Below are 19,502 nucleotides of genomic sequence, written 5' to 3' on the forward strand. Positions count from 1 at the left end.
AATTAAGTTTTATATTCCATCTATGGAACGTCTCGTTTCATAAGTGAAAATTCTATGTTATCCTTTAATCAATAGTTAGTTATGGGGAGATGTATTATGGCTTTTTTCGGATTTAAAGATTTATCATCATTGTCAAACATTGATATGACTATTTATCGCTATGTTACCCAAAATTCTGATAAAGTCGTTTATATGCGTGTCCGAGATATTGCACAAAATGCACATGTTTCAAGCTCGTCAGTCATGCGCTTTATTCATAAAATTGGCTTCAATAGTTTCCCGGAATTTAAAGCTTATCTTAAAAACGATGCCTTACAACATAAGCCTAAAAACACTAAATTTACTTATATTAATGAGAATAATTTTCCTAAAGATATTGAAACTCGTTTAATGATAGTAGCTAATGCCGTTTTTCAAAGCGATAATATTACCACTGTCGGTATGGGCGACTCTGCATTCCTAGCAGAATATGCAGCTAGAAGAATTGCATCCCTAGGCTTTAATACAACTGCTGTAACAGACCCTTTCTATCCTCTACATGCCAAGCTAGAAAATACTACCAATAATATTATCTTTTGTTTTTCTGTTTCTGGAGAAACGACTGAACTAATTGAATTGATTAATGAATTTGTTAACGATGAAGATGTAAAAATTGTCTGCATCACTAGCAATGAAGATAGCAGTATTGCAAAAATGAGTCGCTATGTTCTTAACTATTATGAAAAAACGCGACGCCTTAGTAATTATTATGATATGTCTTCTCAGGTACCCGTAATGTATATCATCGAAGGGCTTGATCGGATATTAGAAAATATGATCAATGAATAGTACACCCTGTGCCATTCTTGAAACATAAAACTAATTTTATATTCTATTTCAAAACTTCTTTATTCTCTTACTTGATCGCAAGCGATTTCATATAATGCAAGTAAGTAATGAATCAAAGGAGTTTTTTTATGACTAGAACTTTAGATAAGAATTTTTTATGGGGTGGCGCCGTTGCTGCTCATCAACTTGAAGGTGGATATCAAGAAGACGGAAAAGGAATCTCCATCGCTGACATTATGACTCTTGGCGATCGTGATCATCCTCGTGAAATCACTAAGACAATCGAAAAAGATAAATATTATCCTAACCATGTAGGAATCGATTTTTACCATCATTATAAAGAAGACATTAAGATGATGGCAGAGATGGGATTCAAAGCATTTAGAACTTCAATTGCGTGGACACGCATCTTCCCTAATGGCGATGAAGATGCGCCTAATGAAGCAGGACTTAAATTCTATGATGATTTATTTGATGAATTGTTAAAATATGGTATCCAACCCGTTGTCACCCTTTCTCACTTCGAGATGCCTTATCATTTAGTAACTGAATATGGTGGCTGGTCCAACCGCAAATTAATTGATTTCTTTGCTCGCTTTGCTCATGTATGTTTTGAAAGATATCACAACAAAGTTAAGTATTGGATGACCTTTAATGAAATTAACAATCAAGCCAATTATGAAGATATTGGCAATGTGTTAAAAAATTCTGGTCTACTTTTCAAAAAAGGTGACGATAAAGAAAAAATGATGTATCAAGCAGCACACTATGAATTAGTAGCTAGTGCTGAAGCTGTTCAAATTGGACACGCTATTGATCCATCATTACAAATTGGCTGTATGTTGGCCTTTTGCCCTATTTACCCTGCTTCATCTAAACCCGAAGATATTCTTTTTTCCCAGCGTGCAATGGATTCACGTCTTTACTTTGGCGATGTGCATGTTAACGGTGAATATCCAAATTGGTTAAAAGCCTACTTCGATCGTAAGAATTATCACTTAGATATTACTAAAAAAGATTTGCAGATATTGAAAAATGGTACAGTAGATTATATTGCATTCTCCTACTACATGTCCTTCACTGCCAAATACACTGATCACATGGATTATCGTGAATATCAAGATTTAGTTTCCAACCCATATATCAAGACTAATGATTGGGGCTGGGCTATCGACCCTGTTGGTTTGCGCTATGCAATGAACTGGATGACGACTCGCTGGCACAAGCCATTATTTATCGTAGAAAACGGACTTGGTGCTTACGATAAAATGACTGCTGATCATCAAATTCACGATGATTATCGCATTCAGTACTTCCGTGACCACATTAAGCAAATGGAAAAAACAGTAATCGATGATGGTGTTGACTTAATCGGCTATTTGCCATGGGGATGCATCGATTTAGTTAGTGCAAGTACCGGTGAAATGAAGAAACGCTATGGCTTTATCTACGTTGATGAAGATGATTATGGTAAAGGCAGCTTCAAGCGCTACCCTAAGGATTCTTTTTACTGGTATAAAAAAGTAATTGCCTCAAATGGTGCGGATTTAGATTAATGACAAATAAAAGATCGATGATCTTCGTTAAAAAACGTTGATCATCGATCTTTTTTGATATTATTTTAAAATTCAAACAAGCGGTGGTTAATGATAATTCTAAATTCACGATCTTCTTCATCAGCTAAACAACTAGCGACTAATGGTTCATAGCCTCTCTTTTCCTCATCAAACTGATTTCTTTCGGCATCTAGATCTTTAAAGACCTCATCGGGTAACTTATCAACTGGAATTTTGGCTGCTTTTGCTAATTCATCAAAACTAACGACTACTCCATCCTGCAAAACGTCATCGTCCTTGCTTTCATTATATTTCTTTACCAATAACTTCATAATAGCCAAAGTCTCAGGTCTCAAGTAACTTAACGAATCAAAATCAATTACATAATCATCCATTGCATTTCCCATCCTTTCGTGAAAAATTATTTTTCTCACTTTTAGTATGGTATCCTTTTTGAAAATACCCAAGCAATATGACCTTTAATTTAAATTATTCCACGCTGCAGTCCCATAAAAATAGTAATAATCAGTAAATCAGCACTGCCGCCAAGACTATAATTTTTCTCTTTAAAAATGCAATTTAGCTCTAGCATGAATTGTTTACCAGCTCGAGTGCCATAACCACCCAATGCCAAATATTTTTGCGCCTGCTTGTGCGACCAATCAATTACTTCAACATTACCAGCCCTTTTAATCAAATTAGAATCTTCAATCTCACTAACAATCTTCATCAAGGTATCAAGCAAGCGCGTATTCAAGTCGCCACTTGTCTGTGCTAGAAATGGCAATGCGACACTTCTCACCAAAGGGTAGCCTGCCTCTGCTTCTGCTCTAACGCCGCCTTTGCCATATTGCAAAAATTGTCTTTCGCCAGCAGTCTCGCTCTTCTCTCCCAAATCATGCTTAACTAATCCCTTAGTCATCATCTGAATTACTTCAAACTCATTACCGCCATGTTTTTGACAATATGCACATGCACAGACGAATAAACCTAATGAAAAAACCGCCCCTTTATGCGTATTCACATTATTCGTAGCGGCAAGCATTGCCTTCTCTGCCTTAATCCCAGCTTGTCGCAGCAGTTCAAACATCTGTCTTAAATCTTGTCCAGTAAAGTTAAAACCAATCTCAGCGGCTTGAACAAAATATTTTTCCAAACTTAAGCTACTATCAATGAACATATAGACGTTCATATCGGGATGAGAACCCACATCAGCTGGATCAACCAAGCCAGGCTTAGGATTAGTAACTACTTCATAAAGTAATGCTTTTAATGCATTTTGAGCGATCTCTTCTATTGCCATTTGTCTCTTTCTAATTACTCAAGTATCGATTTTTTAACAAAAAGTGCCGCAAAATCTGATTAAAACGATCTGGTACCTCTGCCATGATATCATGTCCACAATTATCAACCAAAGCCATATTTACGCGATCATTTTGTGTAGTCATCCATTTTGCAAAAAGAAAATTATAATATGGACCTTGAACGGCCGCAATTACATCGATAGGTACTTGGCTATCTTTGACCACCCCACGCCAATCATGGGCAATATGCTCACACAACAAATCAAAATTATCAGATCTACTAAAAGGGTGATCTATTCTAGCATTATTCAGTTTCATCGCTACTCGATTATCTATACCGTGCAAAGTCTCATGCACAGCAGGAACCATTTTAGCTTCTCTTACATAGTTACTTAACGTATAGTTCATAAAACCATATGACCAATCCGAAGTATTCAACATAAAAGGCGTTTGGTCTACGATAACCGCCAGTTTAACTAAATCTGGTTCGGTTTTAATCAAATTAAAAAGTAAACTGCCACCCATTGAATGACCGACAAACACAGCTTGTTTTATGCCTAAACATTGTACCAATTCAATCAAATCATCAGTTAGACGTTGTAAAGTATGATCATTTTTTGTTCTTTGACTCCGACCAAAATTGCGATGATCGTATGTGATCACCTGATATCCCATTTTAGTAAAATAGTCAACCTGCATAGTCCATACTTCTTGATAACCGCCAAAGCCAGCAACAAAAATAATTGGTTTGCCATTACCTTTTATCTGGTAATTAATTTTAATTCCATCATTAGTTACAAAATCCATTTCATCCCTCTTTAATTGCCTGCCATGGATTTTCACTTAAAATTGGACCAGTGGCAGTTTTAATTAAAATCTGCTGATCACGTCCCAATGCATATTCTTCCAAAGAAAAGCTATTCTCACCATAAACTACTTGTACATCCGCATGCGTGCCAAATTGATTTAATCTAGCTAAAAATTTTCTTGCTTCAGCTACGTTCATTTTAGGTAAATCGGGCATAATCAAGTCTAAATCACTAGTATGCTCTGGACTTTCTTTGACCATCTTTACACCAGTTGCCATTTCATAAGCAAGTGAACCACTAATTCCCCACTGATAATCAGTTAAAAGTGGTGCAATCTTAACCAGTGCTTGAAAAGCAATTAATTTTTGCCTTTCAATTGGCAAATCACACCAAGACTCATGCTTAATAAAATAATCTGGATGATACTGCTTAACTATACTAGACTTTTTTAAATAGCCAGCCAAGCGTTGATTACGCTCGTAACCGCGCAAACCTACCGGAATTAAACCATTTTTGAATTGACCACGTCTGACCACTACGATTTTAGCCTTAGACAAAGAATCCTTTGCCCATTCAGGTAAAGGATTCTCTTCTAATATTAAGTCGTCATCATTGGTAAACGTTAATAAATCATGCGGCCAAATATTAGTTATTTTTCCCATTGATCATCAACCATTTCGCGCATCTTAATTGTAGCTTTGCGTCCACTTTCAATTGCAATTGGAGTCTCATAACGGAAGCGCAAGTCAGTTGGTTGATCCTTTGTACTTGCAATAGCTTCATCGATTAATTCATGAACTTCCTTAACTGCATCATCGTTGGCATCCCAAGATGAAACATCATGCACTAGCTTGTATAAAGCACCCAATTTTTCATAATTGAAGATATCGTAAGCCATTGCAGGAACATGTTTAGTAGCTTCTTCAAGTTCGGCAATAGTTCTTTGGGTAATTCTAGCAGCAGATGCCTTAGACATCGCTTGAATAGTGATTGACTTATCAGCTAAGGCGATCATGCGGTTAGATTGCAAACCATGAGCTAAGAAACCACCTGAAACAGCATCCCCAGGAATAAAGTCAATTACTGGGTGGCCAGCTTGACGAGCCTTAGCATAAGCAGCAGCACTAGAAGCTAATCCAATGTGAATTCCAATTAATTCTTCTTTGTAACCATAAGCCTGACTTGGTACATCTACAATCAAAATGATTGGACGCTTAACCTCTTTATCCTTGTCTTCTTCAACAATCTTATTAACGATCTTAGAGATGACAAATCCTTCTTGCAAGCCCACTTCACCATTACGTACGCGTGGGAAGCGATTATTCTTGTCTGGCACGATAGCAATATATTCTTTGCCATCAACTTCAGCTGCTAAAACTGTTGGATATTCTGACTTAGCATTTTTAATGCCAGTTAATTTTTCAAACCATAAACGACCGCGGCTCTTATCACCTGGTGTATTGCTAGATACAGCACTTGGAATTTCATGCTTTTCAGCTTTTGTTTCGTTGAAAATCTTGCGATATTCTTCAGTAGTTAATGGCTTTGAAAAATCGATCTTATCAAGCAAAGTTAAATAGAAATCAGCCTTATCAGTTCTGTGAGCATCCTTCTTTTGATCGATTGCTTCAGAAATCGCATTCTTAATAGTTTCAACATCATCTTCAACTAATTCATCAGCAATGCCAGTCTTAACTCTTTGACGAGTACCCAAAGTATTCCAAATTAAGTCCTTATCGCTAGAGTCAAATTCACGTACGCCTGCTTCTTGTTCGATAACTTCCGGTCCGTTCAAGGCAACTCTAGCCTTCTTGGTAGTAATTAGGTATGACAAAACAGCACTAGTGATTGACATACCACCAAAACTACCAACTCTACCCGGCACCAAACCAATTACAGGAACATATTTCTTCAACGCGATAACTGAATTTTGAATTTCAGAAATTGACAAAAGGCCATAATTTGCTTCTTGAAGACGTACACCACCAGTATCCAAAATAATGATTGGATAGATAGTCTTACCATTCTTATTGTCATCTAAGGCTTCTTCTAAAGCAGCAACGATCTTGGCACCGGAAACTTCACCAATACCACCACCTTGGAATTTACCTTCAATGGAAATCACGACAACATTTTTGCCATTCAAGGTACCTTTAACTAAGATAACCCCATCATCACTTTCGGGCACAATCTTCTGTGGCTCAAGGTGAGGCGAAATCATATCATATTCTGGACCAACTAATTCGCGACCAGAGTTTTCATCAACTAATGCAAATGCACGCTGACGACCATTTAATTCAACAAAACTATTTTTCATCTTTCAAAGCCTCCATTGCTTGAGTCAAACGCAAGTTAACAACACCAGGGGTTGCACCAAAATCGTGAACAATAAACTTACCGTTTAATGGATAACGAGCAAAGAAACGATCGAGCACATTTTGCCAAACTTTTTCAAAGCCATCGCTCCCAGTAGTGATATCTAATGTTGTCTTTTCCCCATCTGCTGGGTAAACCAAGATTTCTAAGTCACCGGAGGCTACCACACCAACGTGGGCAAATTTCTTTACGGGTGTAGAATTTTGATATTCAAAGTGTAATTTTTCCATTATTCTTTCCTCCTCAATTATGACCAAGATCTAAATTTTGCAGGTGGATTGTAAAGGCCATGGGACCATTCAACAATATCATCCATAGTTTGAGCTGCAAGAAGTGAACGCTTAGCATCTTCACGGCGTACGCCTAAGTCTTCTGGCAATGCGACAATGCCCTTTTCACGCAGCTTCTTTACTTCTTCTGGATTTGAACGTAAACCAACAGGAGTTACACCAGCAATTGCTTCAATTGCGGCTTTTCTTTCTTCCATGCTGTCGGTCTTGTAAAGATATGCGATACCTTCTTCAGTGACGATATGCGTGGTATCTTCTGAATAAATCATGATTGGCACGTTAGCCAACTTAGCTTCTTTTCTAACTTCTTCAGCATCCAAGTGATCAACAAAGACTGGCTTCTTATTTGCACCAAAGGTTTCAACCATTTGAACAACCAATTTTTGACCCTTAGCCAATGGATCATCATCTGGCTTTAAGCTTTGCCAAGCTGGAGTTGAGTGACGACGACCAGTTGGGTTAGAACCCATGTTAGGTGCACCACCAAAGCCTGACAAACGACCATTAGTAACAGTTGAAGAGTTACCCCATTGGTCAATTTGCAAAGTAGAACCAACGAACATATCAAGTGCATATTGACCAGCAACCTGACCTAAAGCACGATTAGAACGCATGGTACCATCTTTACCAACAAAGAAAATGTCTGGACGAGCGGCAATGTATTTTTCCATCCCGACTTCGCCACCAAATGAGTGGATTGATTGAACCCAACCACTTTCAATTGCTGGAATTAAAGTTGGAGTTGGATTCAATTCCCAATTGCGACAGATCTTGCCCTTGAGTCCTAATTGTTCACCATATGTTGGCAATAGAAGTTCGATTGCAGAAGTGTTAAAGCCAACACCGTGATTTAAGGTTTGAACATGATGCTTAGCATAGATTCCTTTAATTGCCATCATCCCCATCAAAATTTGTAATTCGGTGATTGCTTGTGGATCACGAGTAAACAAAGGCTCCAATTGATATGGCTTATCAGCTGGAACAATGACATCGACCCAGTCGCTAGGAATATCAACACGTGGTAATTTATCAACAACTTCGTTTGCTTGCACGATCACGATTCCATTATGAAAGGCTGCGGCTTCCACAATTGTTGGGGTTTCTTCAGTGTTAAAACCAGTGTAAAGGTTACCTTCACGGTCAACTTTATCCGCGGCAACCAAGACAACGTTCGGAATCAAATCAATAAATAAACGACCAAATAATTCAAGATAAGTATGAATATCACCAACCGTCATTGTGCCGTCAGCAATCATTTGCGATACACGTGTACTTTGTGGGCCGGCAAATGAAAAGTCCATCTTTGAGGCAATACCTAAGTCAAAAATATCAAGGTGTTCTGGACGTGAAATACTAGACATAATCATGTGTAAATCATGAACACGTTCAGGATCCACTTTAGTTAAAGCTTCTGATAAAAATGATGCTTGCTTTTGATTATCCCCTTCAAGCACCACCTTGTCGCCTGGCTTAATTAAAGTATTCAACACTTCAACGACATCTTCAGTTTTAGCAAATTTACCATTCAATAATGAACTGGCGCTTGCTAAACGTGCATTTTTCGCATCTCGATGAGTATGCCAATTCTTTTCTTCTGTCATTCTTTTTTCTCCCATTTGTTAAATAAATAGTCCGCATCATCAATCGACATTGCCGATAACGTAACCATATGTAATTGATCCGTCTTTGCTTTTAGTAGTTTGGTAAAAGCTGTTCCAGGTGAAAATTCGGAGCTAACATCAGGTTGATATTCAAGAGCAACCTGCATCATCGTTTCCCAAAGTACTGGGTAAATTACGTTGTTTCCTAAATCATATTTGATATCTTTTAAGCTCCTTACTGCGTGACCATTGTAATTAGCTAAATATATGCAACTAGGTTGATGCAAATTAAGCTGAGCAATAAAAGTATTCAGCTGATCGGCTGTCTTCTGCATTAGCGGCGAATGCGATGGGTTAGGCACATGCAGCAATTTTGCTTTTGATGCACCATTTTCTTTAGCCAATGCTAGAACTTGCTTAATCGCAATGAGTTTCCCAGAAATAGTATTCTGCATTTCTGAGTTTTGATTAGAAATATAAACTGGATTGGTATCTGAATGAACTTCAGCAACTAACTTTTTTACTTCTGGACGGCTCAAGCCAACTACAACACCCATGCCGTAGCCTTCTGGATAACATTCCTGCATCAACTTAGCTCTAAGAGCTACTAACTTGAAAACATCTTCTTTATTTATGACACCAGCTGCATAAGCTGCCGCAAATATGCCTAAAGAATGTCCTGCAACTAAAGTCGGCTGCCAGCCTAACTTTTTCAATTGATCGACTTGATCAATCTGCAAAAGCAAAATACTTAGCTGAATTTGAACTGAATCTTGATAGCCCTCAGCAGTATCCAGTAGCTTGACATTGGTCCATTTTTCTACCTGCTCTTTCAGTTGAGGATCGACTTGGTCAAGCATGCCCGGATTTTGACCACCTTGACCCGGAAATAACCATAAGTTTCGCAAAATAATCACCTCTTTGGATCTCACATTTTTAGTTTAAAACGTTTGAATGCCAATTTATAATATATAAATAGAATAATACTTAACCAAATAGTTATGAATCGAGTGAACATAATGAATTTAACTACATTAAAATACTTTATTTCGGTTGCTTCTCTTGGATCAATTACCGAGGCAGCCCAAGAAGCTTATGTCAGTCAATCTGCCGTTAGCAAAACCATCAAACAGTTAGAGGAAGAAATCGGTGTAAAATTGTTTGATCGCGAAGGCAGAACAATTAAATTAAACCAACAAGGCAAACTATTTTATTCGTATGTTTCGGACAGCTTAAATTTGCTTGATCGCGGTATTAAAGCAGTTCAGGGGTCCAAAAATATTGATCAGAGCCCACTAAATGTTTTGTTTACTGTGGCTTCACCTTTAATTTCTAAAATAATTTTACGGATGCAAGAAGTCTTGCCTAATATCAGTTTAAATATTCATCAGAAAAATAATTTTGCCAAAGATCTAGAACAATTTGACTTTATTATTTCTACTGCCAAGATCCCTAACTTTAATAGCATCCCCATCACCACCGAAGAATTACTAATCGGCGCTAAAAAAGGCATCCTTCCTAACAAGGATTTTATTGAATTAAAAGATTTAGAAAAATATATCTTTGTTGGCCTTGATAAAGAAACCGAACTACAACAAACTATCGATCAATTTTTAATGGCTCACAAAATCAAACTAAATTATCAATATCAATCCGATGAACCAGCAACGGTGCGGCAATTAATTGCAAGCGGAATTGGAATCGGTTTTATCCCAGCCATTAGTTGGCAGGATTTTGAAACTAAAAATATCACTAAGGCTCATATTTATCCTGAAGCTCCTCGACGCACGATTTATTTAAATTCGCCTCATCATAATTTGACTGATACACAGCGTCTTTTTAGCAATGAAATTGCCAATGTTTTCTTGCAAGAAAGAGATGCCGCAACAAAATATTTATTAATTTAAGCCGTTGCTTTTTTCAAAAAATACCGTTAAATTAAACTTGAACTTCTTTTGGATCTCACAATTCAAAAGAAAAGAGAGATTTTTATGAAAAAATATCAGTTTAACAGCTCTAGTGCAGCTGATATTGGTGATTATTTGAAAGTTTTCGCCTGTACGGCTGTGATATCGCAGCCAATTATGTCGATGATCATGGGTACCGGGCAGCCCACTCATGTGCAGAACGTTTTTGGCATTTTTTATAATTTAGTGAAATATACGGCACCGGCCTTTATCTTTGGTATTTTGTACACTACCATTCGGACTAATGATGAAAAAGGCAGTTTCTCATATGCCAAACATATGCGAGCTAACTGGTCTAATCTGTTTGTACCGACTATTTGGTGGACATTGATTTACCTTTTTGGAATGCCATGGGTGCAACAAGTCAATCATTTTAATAGCATCGGTTCATTTTGCTGGCAATTTATTAATGGTAATGCGGCACCACACCTTTGGTACAACACGATGATGTTGCAATTCATTATCTTAATGCCACTTTTTTGGGCACTAAGCCGCTTTGTCGGTCATAACTTAACACGCGGAATTTGGGTTGCAATCATTACTTTTGTGCTATACTTCGCCTGGCTGTGGTTATATGACTACTACGTTTTCCACGGCGCCCATGAATATGACTGGTATCTACTTGACCGCGTGTTCATTTCATTCTTTATCTATGGTGTGTACGGGATGTTAGCTTGGCAACTGCGAAGTTATTATAATCAATTAGTTACTAAGTTATGGTGGCTGATTTCAATTTTATTCATTGGATGCTTCATTTGGAGTAATATTGAATTACAAAAATTTGGTCATCCTATCAACTTTAACAATGCTCCATATTACAAGCCATCAATGACCTTGTACTGTTTGACAGTTATTGCACTAATCTCCGCATTTTGCTTGCACCAAGTTAGAAAAAATTCACAGACTAGCTTAAATGTCTTTCACTTTTTAGCTACCTATGCTTATCGAGCATATTTATCCAATGTCTTTTGGAATCAACTAGTTTGGCGCGGACTTAACATGCAATATCACGCAATCTATCATCCAATCTTGACTTTGTTTGGCACCTGGATTTTAACGTGGATCCTGTCTTTCACTTCCGCATATTGCTTGCATGTCTGGTGGATGAAAGCAAAAAGTTTAATTTTAAGATAAAAAAGAAGTTACTCACGCGGAGTAACCTCTTTTGCTTTATTCTTCAATTCCATATAATTCTGCAGCTTCCAGCAAAAAATCTTTCATGAATGGTAATGAAAATGTGACCTTACCATATCCTGTATCTACGATTACTTGACTGTCCATCAATCTTTGGCGATATTGAGAAATATAATTGGAACTCTTTTTCATTTGTTCACGAATATAACTTATTTCCACAATATTCTTAGGGCAATTAGCCATAATAAATAAGAATTTCCTATCTGTTGGCGACAATTCAGATAGTATCTTAGTATAAGCATTACGAAAAAGATCATTTTTAAATAATGGGATAGATTTCTCCACACTTTCTTCCGTAACCTTATTATCAGAATTTTGCCAGACATAATATCCCAGATCTTGAAATGCATAAGCATATCCCTTAGTCAGTTTGGTTATTTTCATTAGAGTATTATTATCGATTTCTTTGTTTCCTCTCTCAAAGGCTTTTTGATAGCGATATTTAATGTCAAAAAGATCAAGCGGACCTAATGGCACGCGCCCACTTCTCAGAAGAAAAGTTAAGACATCATTATTTTGCAGTTCAGAAACATTTTTAGGTACCCCCGTCATCATAATATTAATAGGGTACTCCTTTAGCACCATTATCTGATAAATAGAAGCCAAATTAACAATTTCAGGAGTTTCTTTAACTTCATCTATTGCAATCAATAGAGATTGATCATGCTTTTTTAATACTTTTAACATTTCTTCTAATAAAACTTGATAAGTAGACTGAGGATTAGAAACATGCACTTCAAGTTCAAAACCAAATGCTGAGAACTTCACCCCATCAATCCTATCTAGTGCTTTTTTAATTGTATTATTAGCTTCCTGATAAATACTCTGAATTAAGGTGGCAAGCAAATCATTAGTCATAGCTAAATAGATAACGAGCCAATTATTCTTCTGTTCTAATGTGGAGGTTATATCAGCTAACAAAGAAGTTTTTCCTACGCCACGCATCCCATAAATCATTGAAGTTTGATAAGGACCTGTTCCACTTTCAAGTGATTGGACTATATCTTCTACTATTTTCTGTCGCCCTAAATATATTTTTGGTACCTTACCAAAGTTAGGATCAAAAGGATTATTCATGTTAGTCATTATTTTAATCCACCTACTTTTATATCTTTTTAGTTCTTGAAATTTATTTTAGATCTCTTTAGATCTTCTGTCTATTTTTAGATCTCTTTAGATCTTATAAAATTTCTTTTAAGATAAAAAAGAAGCTACTCATGCGGAGTAACTTCTTTTATTTAAATCTTGGGTTTTTATAATTTTATTTAAAATTTACGGTAATTAAGCTTTCTTAGCATTCTTTTGTTCTTCAGCAACAGCCTTATTATCAGCAATCTTGAAGAATGGGAACCAAATCAAAGTACTTAAGACTACTACAACCATAGCGATGATAAAGAATGGAATACCACCTGAGAAGAATGCTTGAACAACACCAGGCATAGTCCATGGTAATTGAATAAATGGGTTAACAGTAGCATGGAACAAATCAATCAATCCCCAACTTACCAAACCATTAATGATAGGTTCAAACAGCATTGGTAAGAAGAAAACAGGATTTAACATAATTGGCATCCCGAATACCAATGGTTCATTAATATTGAACAATGCTGGTACTCCGGCCAATTTTAACATTTGTTTGTAGCGATCAGATTTTGCTCTAAACATAGAAATAATTAAACCGATTGTAGCACCCTGACCACCAAAAGCACTGTTTAAAATGACAGAAAGCATTGCCATGGTGACGTATGGCATTGGCTGTCCTGCCTTAAAGGCATTCTGGTTAACAATACCGTTAGCAATGATAATTGGCATTACAATACCATAAACCATGTTAGGGTGAATACCAAAGAACCATAAAACATTAGCCAAGGTGTAAATAGCAATAATACTAATTGGAGAAGCAGTAAATGTCTGCAGTGGTGTTTGAACCAATTTAGTAACACAATCAAAGATGTTACCAAATGCAGTATAACTAAATGCTCCTCTAATTAAAGTCATTAATACCAAAATAATTCCGGCAATTAATGATGGCTGAAGTGAAGCTGAAACATTAGGTGGAACACTGTCAGGCAATTTAATTACGATATTCTTTTTATTGAGGAATACGTAAAGCATCCCGACAACCCAACCAACAAGAATAGCAACAACCATACCAGATGAACCAAGGTAATTGGTACCAAATGCTGTCACTTGAGTCAACTTAGCGTGCGTCCCAAATGCTCTAGCCATATAATCTTGTGGAGCTAAAATCATAAAACTTGATGCGGCAAGCAATCCTGCTGGCAATGGATTATATTTACATTTTTCTGCGTAAACATAAGCAAAGTTAAATACAACAAAGAGTGACAATACATTCATAGTTGCATTTTGTGCAGCGTTAAATTGTGTTGCCCAACCTATTTTTTGTAAAAAGTTAGTCCAAGCTGGAATTGGAAAATTACCAATTAACAGAACGAAGGCACCACCCAAAGTAATTGGAGTTACTTTCATGAAAGCATCTGCTAAAGATGAGAAGAACAAATTGTTTCCCATCCATTTAGCTATTGGTGCTAAAAACTTATCTAGAAATTTTTGTAGATTATTCACAATCTTTCCTCCTTTTTCATCTCGCTTTCTATTCTATGTAAGCGCTTATAATAGTACAATAGTTTTAGCCTTATCTGGTAAAAATCTATACTTTTAGGTTTCTGTTCTTTTATTCGAACACTGTGTTCTTTATAATTGAATTATAAATTTATTCGTTGGGAGGAAAAGAATGGCTATTTTTGATTTTAATAATCTTTCATCCTTATCAGATGTAGAACTCTCCGTTTACCGTTTTGTTGTTAATAATCCCGAAAAAGTAGCGTATATGCGTGTACGTGATATTGCCAAAAAGACGCATGTGGCTAATTCCTCAGTAATGCGTTTTGTTCATAAAATAGGCTTTGCAAGCTTTCCTGAATTCAAAGCCTATTTAAAAAATATCAATCAAACCGTTGCACCTCAAAAAGCATTAATATTTATTGATCAACAAAATTTTCCTAATGATATTGAAAACAAATTGCGAGTCGTTGCTGATCAACTTTATCAATCTGATAATATTCCTATCATGGAAACTGGCAATTCTGCCTCCACCGCCGTCTATGCTGCAAGAATGCTAGCATTATTAGGATTCAACGCATTTCCTATTACCGATCCTTTTTATCCATTAAATAGACAACTAGAAAATACCAGTAACAATACCATTATTTGCTTTTCGGTCTCAGGTGAAACTACCGAATTAATCGAACAACTTAATTACTGTACTAAACGTTCTGATAATCAAGTAGTAGCTATCACCAGTAATCCAACTAGTACTATTGCAAACATCAGTAAATATGTGCTTAATTATCAAGAACATAAGCAACGATTATTTAAATATTGTGATCTTTCTTCACAAATTCCGGCAATGTATATAGTTGAAGGACTAGTTGAAATATTAATTGGAAAGAATCGAGATCTAATTAAGCAAAAACAAGATCAGGAAAAAGAACGTGAATAAAAGGCCCAGCTTTTGCTGAGCCTTTTACTTTATGCTTTCTATATTAATCAAAATTACCATGATTTAGCTTAATGTATTGATCAATTTTTCGAAGATTTTAATTATTAAACAAAGCAAAATAAAAAAGTTCAGCTTTCACTGAACTTACAAATCATAAACTATCCATCCATTGATCTAAATCTTTTAAACTACCAATTTTAATAATGGTATGATTTTCTACCTCTTTTTTGCCTTGTAATGCTTCCACAGTATCTAAAAATTTTAAACTTTTATCATTTTTTTAAAGTCATAAATTTAACCTTTTACTATTTACTTTTCTTCTTCGGTACAAATACTAGTGCAAGGACTAAATTAACAATTATCAGCACAAGCAGCACCATAAAAGTCCATTTAGAACCAATTGCCGTGCCATTACCTACATGATTATTTTGTGCAATCGCAATCAAAGTCCCAGCTAATGCAGTTCCGAGTGCTCCAGAAAATTGCTGCAAAGTATTGAAGATCGCATTGCCTTGGGCATGGTTGGCTTTGCTCAAAGTAATCAATCCACTGGTCATCAGACTGCCAAAACACATCCCATAACCGCCATAATAAAGAACATACAATAATACAATGGCAATACTGCTGAGTGGTGCTAATATATTCATCAAAATCAAACTAGTTAGACTGGCAATTACGCCAATAATGATCGGCAAACGCGCACCTTTTTTATCGAGCAGCTTTCCTGCTAAGGCTGCCATCAAGGCATTTATCACCGCACCTGGAAATGTAATCCAACCAGCCAGAGAAACGGATCCATGATTAACGGCTTGCACATAGATTGGAAAGATAAAGCCTAAGGCCAAAGTCGCAATTTTAGCAAAACAATAGGCAATTAGTTGCATGCTAAAACGCAAATTTTTAAATAATTGAGGACTAATCAAGGCTTCCTTATCGGACCAAGATATTTTTAGCCAAATTAATAAGCTGATGATTCCTAAAACTAAAAAGCCTAAAACTGGAACTGACAGGAACGAATACTTAGCAATTCGGGTAAAACCGAGTATCAAGCAAACCAAAGCGACGGCAAGAGATAACCACTGACCATACTTGATCTTCACTTTTTGCAAAGGATTGATTTGCCCGATTGAATACATCCCTGTTAGCAGGCTAATAATAATCAGAAAAAGTGAAATGATGAAAATCCAACGCCAATTAAGTGCATCAGTTACGATACCACCGAACAACGGCCCAAAGGCCACGGCACAAGCGGTAATCATCGTTCCGATCCCCATCATGAAGCCGAGTTTTTCTTTAGGTACTTCAGCTAAGATAATGTTGTACATCAGCGGCAAGCCTATACCGGTACCGATTCCTTGCAAGGCTCGACCCACTAACAAAAGATCAAACCATGGAGTAACGATATCAATCAGCAAACCCACTATAAATAACGAAACTCCTAGAATAAAAATACTTTTAGTAGGAATTCGCAATCTAATCTGAGAACTAATCGGTACAATCGTCGCAATCACTAGCAACATCAAGGTGTTAACCCATTGAACTTGATCGGTAGTAAGCGCAAAATCTCTGGTCAAGATTGGAAAAGTAACTGTCGTTGCCGTTTCGTCAAGGATTCCCAAAAACTAGAGCATCCCTGCGGATAAAATCGCCATCACCAAACGTGGCGTAACTTTTTTAGTCATTGTTCATCTTCTTTTCTTTAACAGGCAAGCGAATAATCGTTTTTAAATTTTCCACCTTCGTGCGCTGAGGATTTGATAAGTAAATTTCATGATGACGCCGCTTATCCGAAAAATCTAATTTCAAATTATTTTCAGTAATAAATTGATGCATCTTGTCGATTGTAGCTGGCTCATCATCATAACTGCCATGATGCATGATTTGCACGCATTTTCCTTCAGTCAAAGTAAGTAATTTAACTGGTGAAAAATCCAACCCCTTCTTAACTGCAGTTTCTTTTTTAGTCCAAGTCAAAACATCATCTGTCACAAACTCAGGCATCCGAATGCAGGAAATAAAATTGAATCTTTCTTTATGAGCATAATCAATGCCTTTAACGCCATCTTGCCACCAAAATCCTTCAAGCGGTGGAACCACGAAGTCGAAATAATCTTTAATCTGATGTGAGCCTTTTTTACTCATTTTAATTGTATAGGCTAGACTATACAACAATTGTAGATCCTGCTTGTATTCTCCGCCCTCTTGATTGGGATCGCCTAACAGCTAGATATTGCATCTGCGGAACATCAACCAATTCAGGCTTCTTGCCCGAACGATAGAATTGTTTTTCTTCTTTTTTAAAATCGTAAGCCATATTCTGCCTCTATAGTTGATGAAATTTAACTGTCTTATTCTTAAGTGAAATTTTCTTCACTTCAAAGCCATAATCAGGCAGTTCTTTCTTATAACGTAAAAATGAATGATCGATTGGTAGACCTGCTGCTTTTTAAACCTCATCAAATGAGAGCTAAAAGTCGCCAGTTTTGTTGTTTTTAATATATTGCCATAATTGATCGTATTTACTCATATCTATATCTTCACTTTCTTTAAGCTAAATGTTCTAAATTATATTTTTCCACAAACTCTGCAAAAAATGGCAGTGCTAGTTGAACTACTCCTCTTTCAGGTGAAGTAATCAACTGATCATCTAGCAAGCGTGCACGATATACTGAAATATAGTTAATCGGTTTATGCAAAATATCTTGCAATTGCTTTGTTGTCACCCGATTGGTTCCAGCTTTAATCATCGCATTAATAAAGTCACGATCGGTTTTAGAAATGTCCATATACATTCTTTCATAAGCATTTCTGAATAAATCTTTTTTAGTGGCCTCTATTGTCTGCTTTAAAACCTCCTCATCTAGCTGCAAAGACTCTTGACTAAAACGCCAGGCATAGTAACCAATAGTTTGAAAAGCATAAGCGTAACCTTTTACCGCACGACTCATTTCATCTAATACCATGAAGTCAATTTCACGTTTACCTTTAGTAAATGCCTTCTCATAGCTAGCGGTTATTGTTTCCTCATCTAACGGAGATAAGTAAATCCGATTGCTACGCAATAAAAAAGTAAGAGTATTATCATTCTGTACTTCAGAAATTCTGCTTGGTAATCCTGTCATTAATAATGAAATATCATATTCATCACCAATTAAAGTTTGATATTCTGATCCAAAGGCTCGCACATCATCACTAATTTCAATTTCATCAATGCCAATCAAAATAGATTTGCCTTGCTTTTTTAAGCGACTCAATAAAATAGAAATATATTCATCATAATCAATTTGCTGAGATTCTTGGAATGCTTGCCAGGTAATACCATTGCCCATAATATTTAAGCTTTTAACATTCTTTAATAAATCAACTAATGAAATCCCTGCTGCTCGTTGAAGACCATGCATTAATTGGAATAATAGATTACCTTGCCCATTGTTTAAACGAATGAATATCCAATTGTCTAATTTCTCTAAAGACCTTTGAACATTTAAAAGAAAAACAGTTTTTCCCGATCCTCTCGTTCCATACACCAAAGACGTTTGATATTTAGCATCATGTGTTTGCAGTCCTGTCAAATAATCGGTTAATGCTTCTTCTTGATCAATGATAATTTTAGGAAAACGTCCAAAACTAGGCATAAACGGATTTAACATTTTTTCTTCCATAAGATTCCTTTTTATAGATTTTTTATAATCAAAATTTACGTTTTATAGAGTTTTTATAATTATTGTCTTTTATTTTATACTTCTTTTATAATTAACTCAATTTCTCACTCTGGCCAAAACAGATCATCTAAAGTCTTATCTAGTGCTTGACAAATTTTAATACAAAAATTAACCGATGGATTGTAATTACCTTTTTCAATCGCCGAGATTGTCTGTCTTGAAACATCAACTTTCTTAGCTAATTGTTCCTGTGACCCATCCTTATCAGCTACCAATCAAAAAAGCCCGAAATTGTACCGCACTACAAATTTCGGGCTTTTTTTATTAAGCTTTTTTCTCGCCGATTGTAAAATTAAATTGAACACTTGATAAAAAATAAAAAGTCCATTCGG

At 36.2% G+C, this 19,502-nt stretch carries 18 protein-coding genes and 2 pseudogenes; 5 read left to right on the forward strand and 15 right to left on the reverse strand.

Features of this window, described 5'->3' with window-relative positions:
* Positions 1 to 96: 96 nt before the first annotated feature.
* The gene (locus CP357_RS02760; RefSeq protein ID WP_098036485.1) at positions 97 to 828 is read left to right on the forward strand and encodes a MurR/RpiR family transcriptional regulator; all 732 of its coding nucleotides are present in this window, start codon (positions 97 to 99) and stop codon (positions 826 to 828) included.
* A 128-nt stretch (positions 829 to 956) separates the two neighbouring features.
* Positions 957 to 2,384, forward strand: a complete 1,428-nt coding sequence (locus CP357_RS02765; protein ID WP_098036486.1) for a 6-phospho-beta-glucosidase — start codon at positions 957 to 959, stop codon at positions 2,382 to 2,384.
* Between the two features lie 65 nt (positions 2,385 to 2,449).
* On the opposite strand, the gene CP357_RS02770 is transcribed toward CP357_RS02765, so the two are convergent.
* The 8 genes from CP357_RS02770 to CP357_RS02805 form a co-directional block, all read right to left on the reverse strand.
* A complete protein-coding gene (locus CP357_RS02770) occupies positions 2,450 to 2,779 on the reverse strand; it encodes a hypothetical protein (protein ID WP_098036487.1) in 330 nt (109 codons plus the stop codon).
* An 89-nt stretch (positions 2,780 to 2,868) separates the two neighbouring features.
* Positions 2,869 to 3,687: a triphosphoribosyl-dephospho-CoA synthase gene (locus tag CP357_RS02775; protein WP_098036488.1), complete on the reverse strand. Its 819-nt coding sequence runs from the start codon at positions 3,685 to 3,687 to the stop codon at positions 2,869 to 2,871.
* Between the two features lie 10 nt (positions 3,688 to 3,697).
* A complete protein-coding gene (locus CP357_RS02780; RefSeq protein WP_089143107.1) occupies positions 3,698 to 4,495 on the reverse strand; it encodes an alpha/beta fold hydrolase in 798 nt (265 codons plus the stop codon).
* 1 nt (position 4,496) lies between these two features.
* Positions 4,497 to 5,159, reverse strand: a complete 663-nt coding sequence (locus CP357_RS02785) for a malonate decarboxylase holo-ACP synthase (protein ID WP_098036489.1) — start codon at positions 5,157 to 5,159, stop codon at positions 4,497 to 4,499.
* Complete coding sequence (gene mdcD / locus CP357_RS02790; protein ID WP_089143105.1) at positions 5,147 to 6,814, reverse strand: biotin-independent malonate decarboxylase subunit beta; 1,668 nt, start codon at positions 6,812 to 6,814, stop codon at positions 5,147 to 5,149. The genes CP357_RS02785 and mdcD overlap by 13 nt, the downstream gene beginning before the upstream one ends.
* Complete coding sequence (locus CP357_RS02795; protein WP_025005536.1) at positions 6,804 to 7,103, reverse strand: malonate decarboxylase subunit delta; 300 nt, start codon at positions 7,101 to 7,103, stop codon at positions 6,804 to 6,806. The genes mdcD and CP357_RS02795 overlap by 11 nt, the downstream gene beginning before the upstream one ends.
* A 17-nt stretch (positions 7,104 to 7,120) precedes the next feature.
* Positions 7,121 to 8,764 (reverse strand): malonate decarboxylase subunit alpha, encoded by a 1,644-nt coding sequence (gene mdcA / locus CP357_RS02800; protein WP_098036490.1) that lies wholly within the window; start codon positions 8,762 to 8,764, stop codon positions 7,121 to 7,123.
* Positions 8,761 to 9,681 (reverse strand): acyltransferase domain-containing protein, encoded by a 921-nt coding sequence (locus CP357_RS02805; RefSeq protein ID WP_306426703.1) that lies wholly within the window; start codon positions 9,679 to 9,681, stop codon positions 8,761 to 8,763. Before CP357_RS02805 ends, mdcA begins: the two co-directional genes overlap by 4 nt.
* Positions 9,682 to 9,783: 102 nt before the next feature.
* Here CP357_RS02805 and CP357_RS02810 point away from each other — a divergent pair, with 102 nt between their 5' ends.
* On the forward strand, positions 9,784 to 10,671 hold the full coding sequence (locus CP357_RS02810; RefSeq protein WP_013086724.1) for a LysR family transcriptional regulator: 888 nt from the start codon (positions 9,784 to 9,786) through the stop codon (positions 10,669 to 10,671).
* A gap of 84 nt (positions 10,672 to 10,755) precedes the next feature.
* The gene (locus CP357_RS02815) at positions 10,756 to 11,865 is read left to right on the forward strand and encodes an acyltransferase family protein (protein ID WP_098036491.1); all 1,110 of its coding nucleotides are present in this window, start codon (positions 10,756 to 10,758) and stop codon (positions 11,863 to 11,865) included.
* Positions 11,866 to 11,901: 36 nt separating this feature from the next.
* Here the strand turns inward: CP357_RS02815 and CP357_RS02820 are convergent, their stop codons facing one another.
* Together CP357_RS02820 and CP357_RS02825 are read right to left on the reverse strand one after the other, a co-directional pair.
* Positions 11,902 to 13,011, reverse strand: coding sequence for an ATP-binding protein (locus CP357_RS02820; protein ID WP_098036492.1), 1,110 nt, complete (start codon positions 13,009 to 13,011; stop codon positions 11,902 to 11,904).
* Positions 13,012 to 13,206: 195 nt separating this feature from the next.
* Positions 13,207 to 14,511: a PTS sugar transporter subunit IIC gene (locus CP357_RS02825; RefSeq protein WP_098036493.1), complete on the reverse strand. Its 1,305-nt coding sequence runs from the start codon at positions 14,509 to 14,511 to the stop codon at positions 13,207 to 13,209.
* 169 nt (positions 14,512 to 14,680) lie between these two features.
* Between CP357_RS02825 and CP357_RS02830 the strand changes: the two genes are divergently transcribed.
* Positions 14,681 to 15,448 (forward strand): MurR/RpiR family transcriptional regulator, encoded by a 768-nt coding sequence (locus tag CP357_RS02830; protein ID WP_098036494.1) that lies wholly within the window; start codon positions 14,681 to 14,683, stop codon positions 15,446 to 15,448.
* Between the two features lie 305 nt (positions 15,449 to 15,753).
* On the opposite strand, the gene CP357_RS02835 is transcribed toward CP357_RS02830, so the two are convergent.
* From CP357_RS02835 to CP357_RS02855, 5 genes and pseudogenes are all read right to left on the reverse strand, one after another.
* A complete protein-coding gene (locus CP357_RS02835) occupies positions 15,754 to 17,067 on the reverse strand; it encodes an MFS transporter (protein ID WP_233187197.1) in 1,314 nt (437 codons plus the stop codon).
* 55 nt (positions 17,068 to 17,122) lie between these two features.
* Positions 17,123 to 17,762: pseudogene (locus CP357_RS02840) on the reverse strand (GyrI-like domain-containing protein).
* Positions 17,763 to 17,771: 9 nt separating this feature from the next.
* Positions 17,772 to 17,975: pseudogene (locus tag CP357_RS10455) on the reverse strand (hypothetical protein).
* Between the two features lie 19 nt (positions 17,976 to 17,994).
* Positions 17,995 to 19,110 (reverse strand): ATP-binding protein, encoded by a 1,116-nt coding sequence (locus tag CP357_RS02850; RefSeq protein ID WP_098036495.1) that lies wholly within the window; start codon positions 19,108 to 19,110, stop codon positions 17,995 to 17,997.
* 104 nt (positions 19,111 to 19,214) lie between these two features.
* On the reverse strand, positions 19,215 to 19,385 hold the full coding sequence (locus CP357_RS02855; RefSeq protein WP_098036496.1) for a helix-turn-helix transcriptional regulator: 171 nt from the start codon (positions 19,383 to 19,385) through the stop codon (positions 19,215 to 19,217).
* Positions 19,386 to 19,502: the final 117 nt, after the last annotated feature.

It is taken from the genome of Lactobacillus sp. UMNPBX6 (genome assembly GCF_002553975.1).
Lineage (GTDB): Bacteria > Bacillota > Bacilli > Lactobacillales > Lactobacillaceae > Lactobacillus > Lactobacillus gallinarum.

Excerpts from the sequence above, each read along its gene's own strand:
- CP357_RS02780 (WP_089143107.1), bottom strand. The coding sequence starts at position 4,495 with ATGGATTTTGTAACTAATGATGGAATTAAAATTAATTACCAGATAAAA.
- mdcD (WP_089143105.1), bottom strand. The coding sequence starts at position 6,814 with ATGAAAAATAGTTTTGTTGAATTAAATGGTCGTCAGCGTGCATTTGCA.
- mdcA (WP_098036490.1), bottom strand. The coding sequence starts at position 8,764 with ATGACAGAAGAAAAGAATTGGCATACTCATCGAGATGCGAAAAATGCA.
- CP357_RS02830 (WP_098036494.1), top strand. The coding sequence starts at position 14,681 with ATGGCTATTTTTGATTTTAATAATCTTTCATCCTTATCAGATGTAGAA.
- CP357_RS02810 (WP_013086724.1), top strand. The coding sequence starts at position 9,784 with ATGAATTTAACTACATTAAAATACTTTATTTCGGTTGCTTCTCTTGGA.
- CP357_RS02815 (WP_098036491.1), top strand. The coding sequence starts at position 10,756 with ATGAAAAAATATCAGTTTAACAGCTCTAGTGCAGCTGATATTGGTGAT.
- CP357_RS02760 (WP_098036485.1), top strand. The coding sequence starts at position 97 with ATGGCTTTTTTCGGATTTAAAGATTTATCATCATTGTCAAACATTGAT.
- CP357_RS02795 (WP_025005536.1), bottom strand. The coding sequence starts at position 7,103 with ATGGAAAAATTACACTTTGAATATCAAAATTCTACACCCGTAAAGAAA.
- CP357_RS02770 (WP_098036487.1), bottom strand. The coding sequence starts at position 2,779 with ATGGATGATTATGTAATTGATTTTGATTCGTTAAGTTACTTGAGACCT.
- CP357_RS02850 (WP_098036495.1), bottom strand. The coding sequence starts at position 19,110 with ATGGAAGAAAAAATGTTAAATCCGTTTATGCCTAGTTTTGGACGTTTT.
- CP357_RS02765 (WP_098036486.1), top strand. The coding sequence starts at position 957 with ATGACTAGAACTTTAGATAAGAATTTTTTATGGGGTGGCGCCGTTGCT.
- CP357_RS02820 (WP_098036492.1), bottom strand. The coding sequence starts at position 13,011 with ATGACTAACATGAATAATCCTTTTGATCCTAACTTTGGTAAGGTACCA.
- CP357_RS02785 (WP_098036489.1), bottom strand. The coding sequence starts at position 5,159 with ATGGGAAAAATAACTAATATTTGGCCGCATGATTTATTAACGTTTACC.
- CP357_RS02775 (WP_098036488.1), bottom strand. The coding sequence starts at position 3,687 with ATGGCAATAGAAGAGATCGCTCAAAATGCATTAAAAGCATTACTTTAT.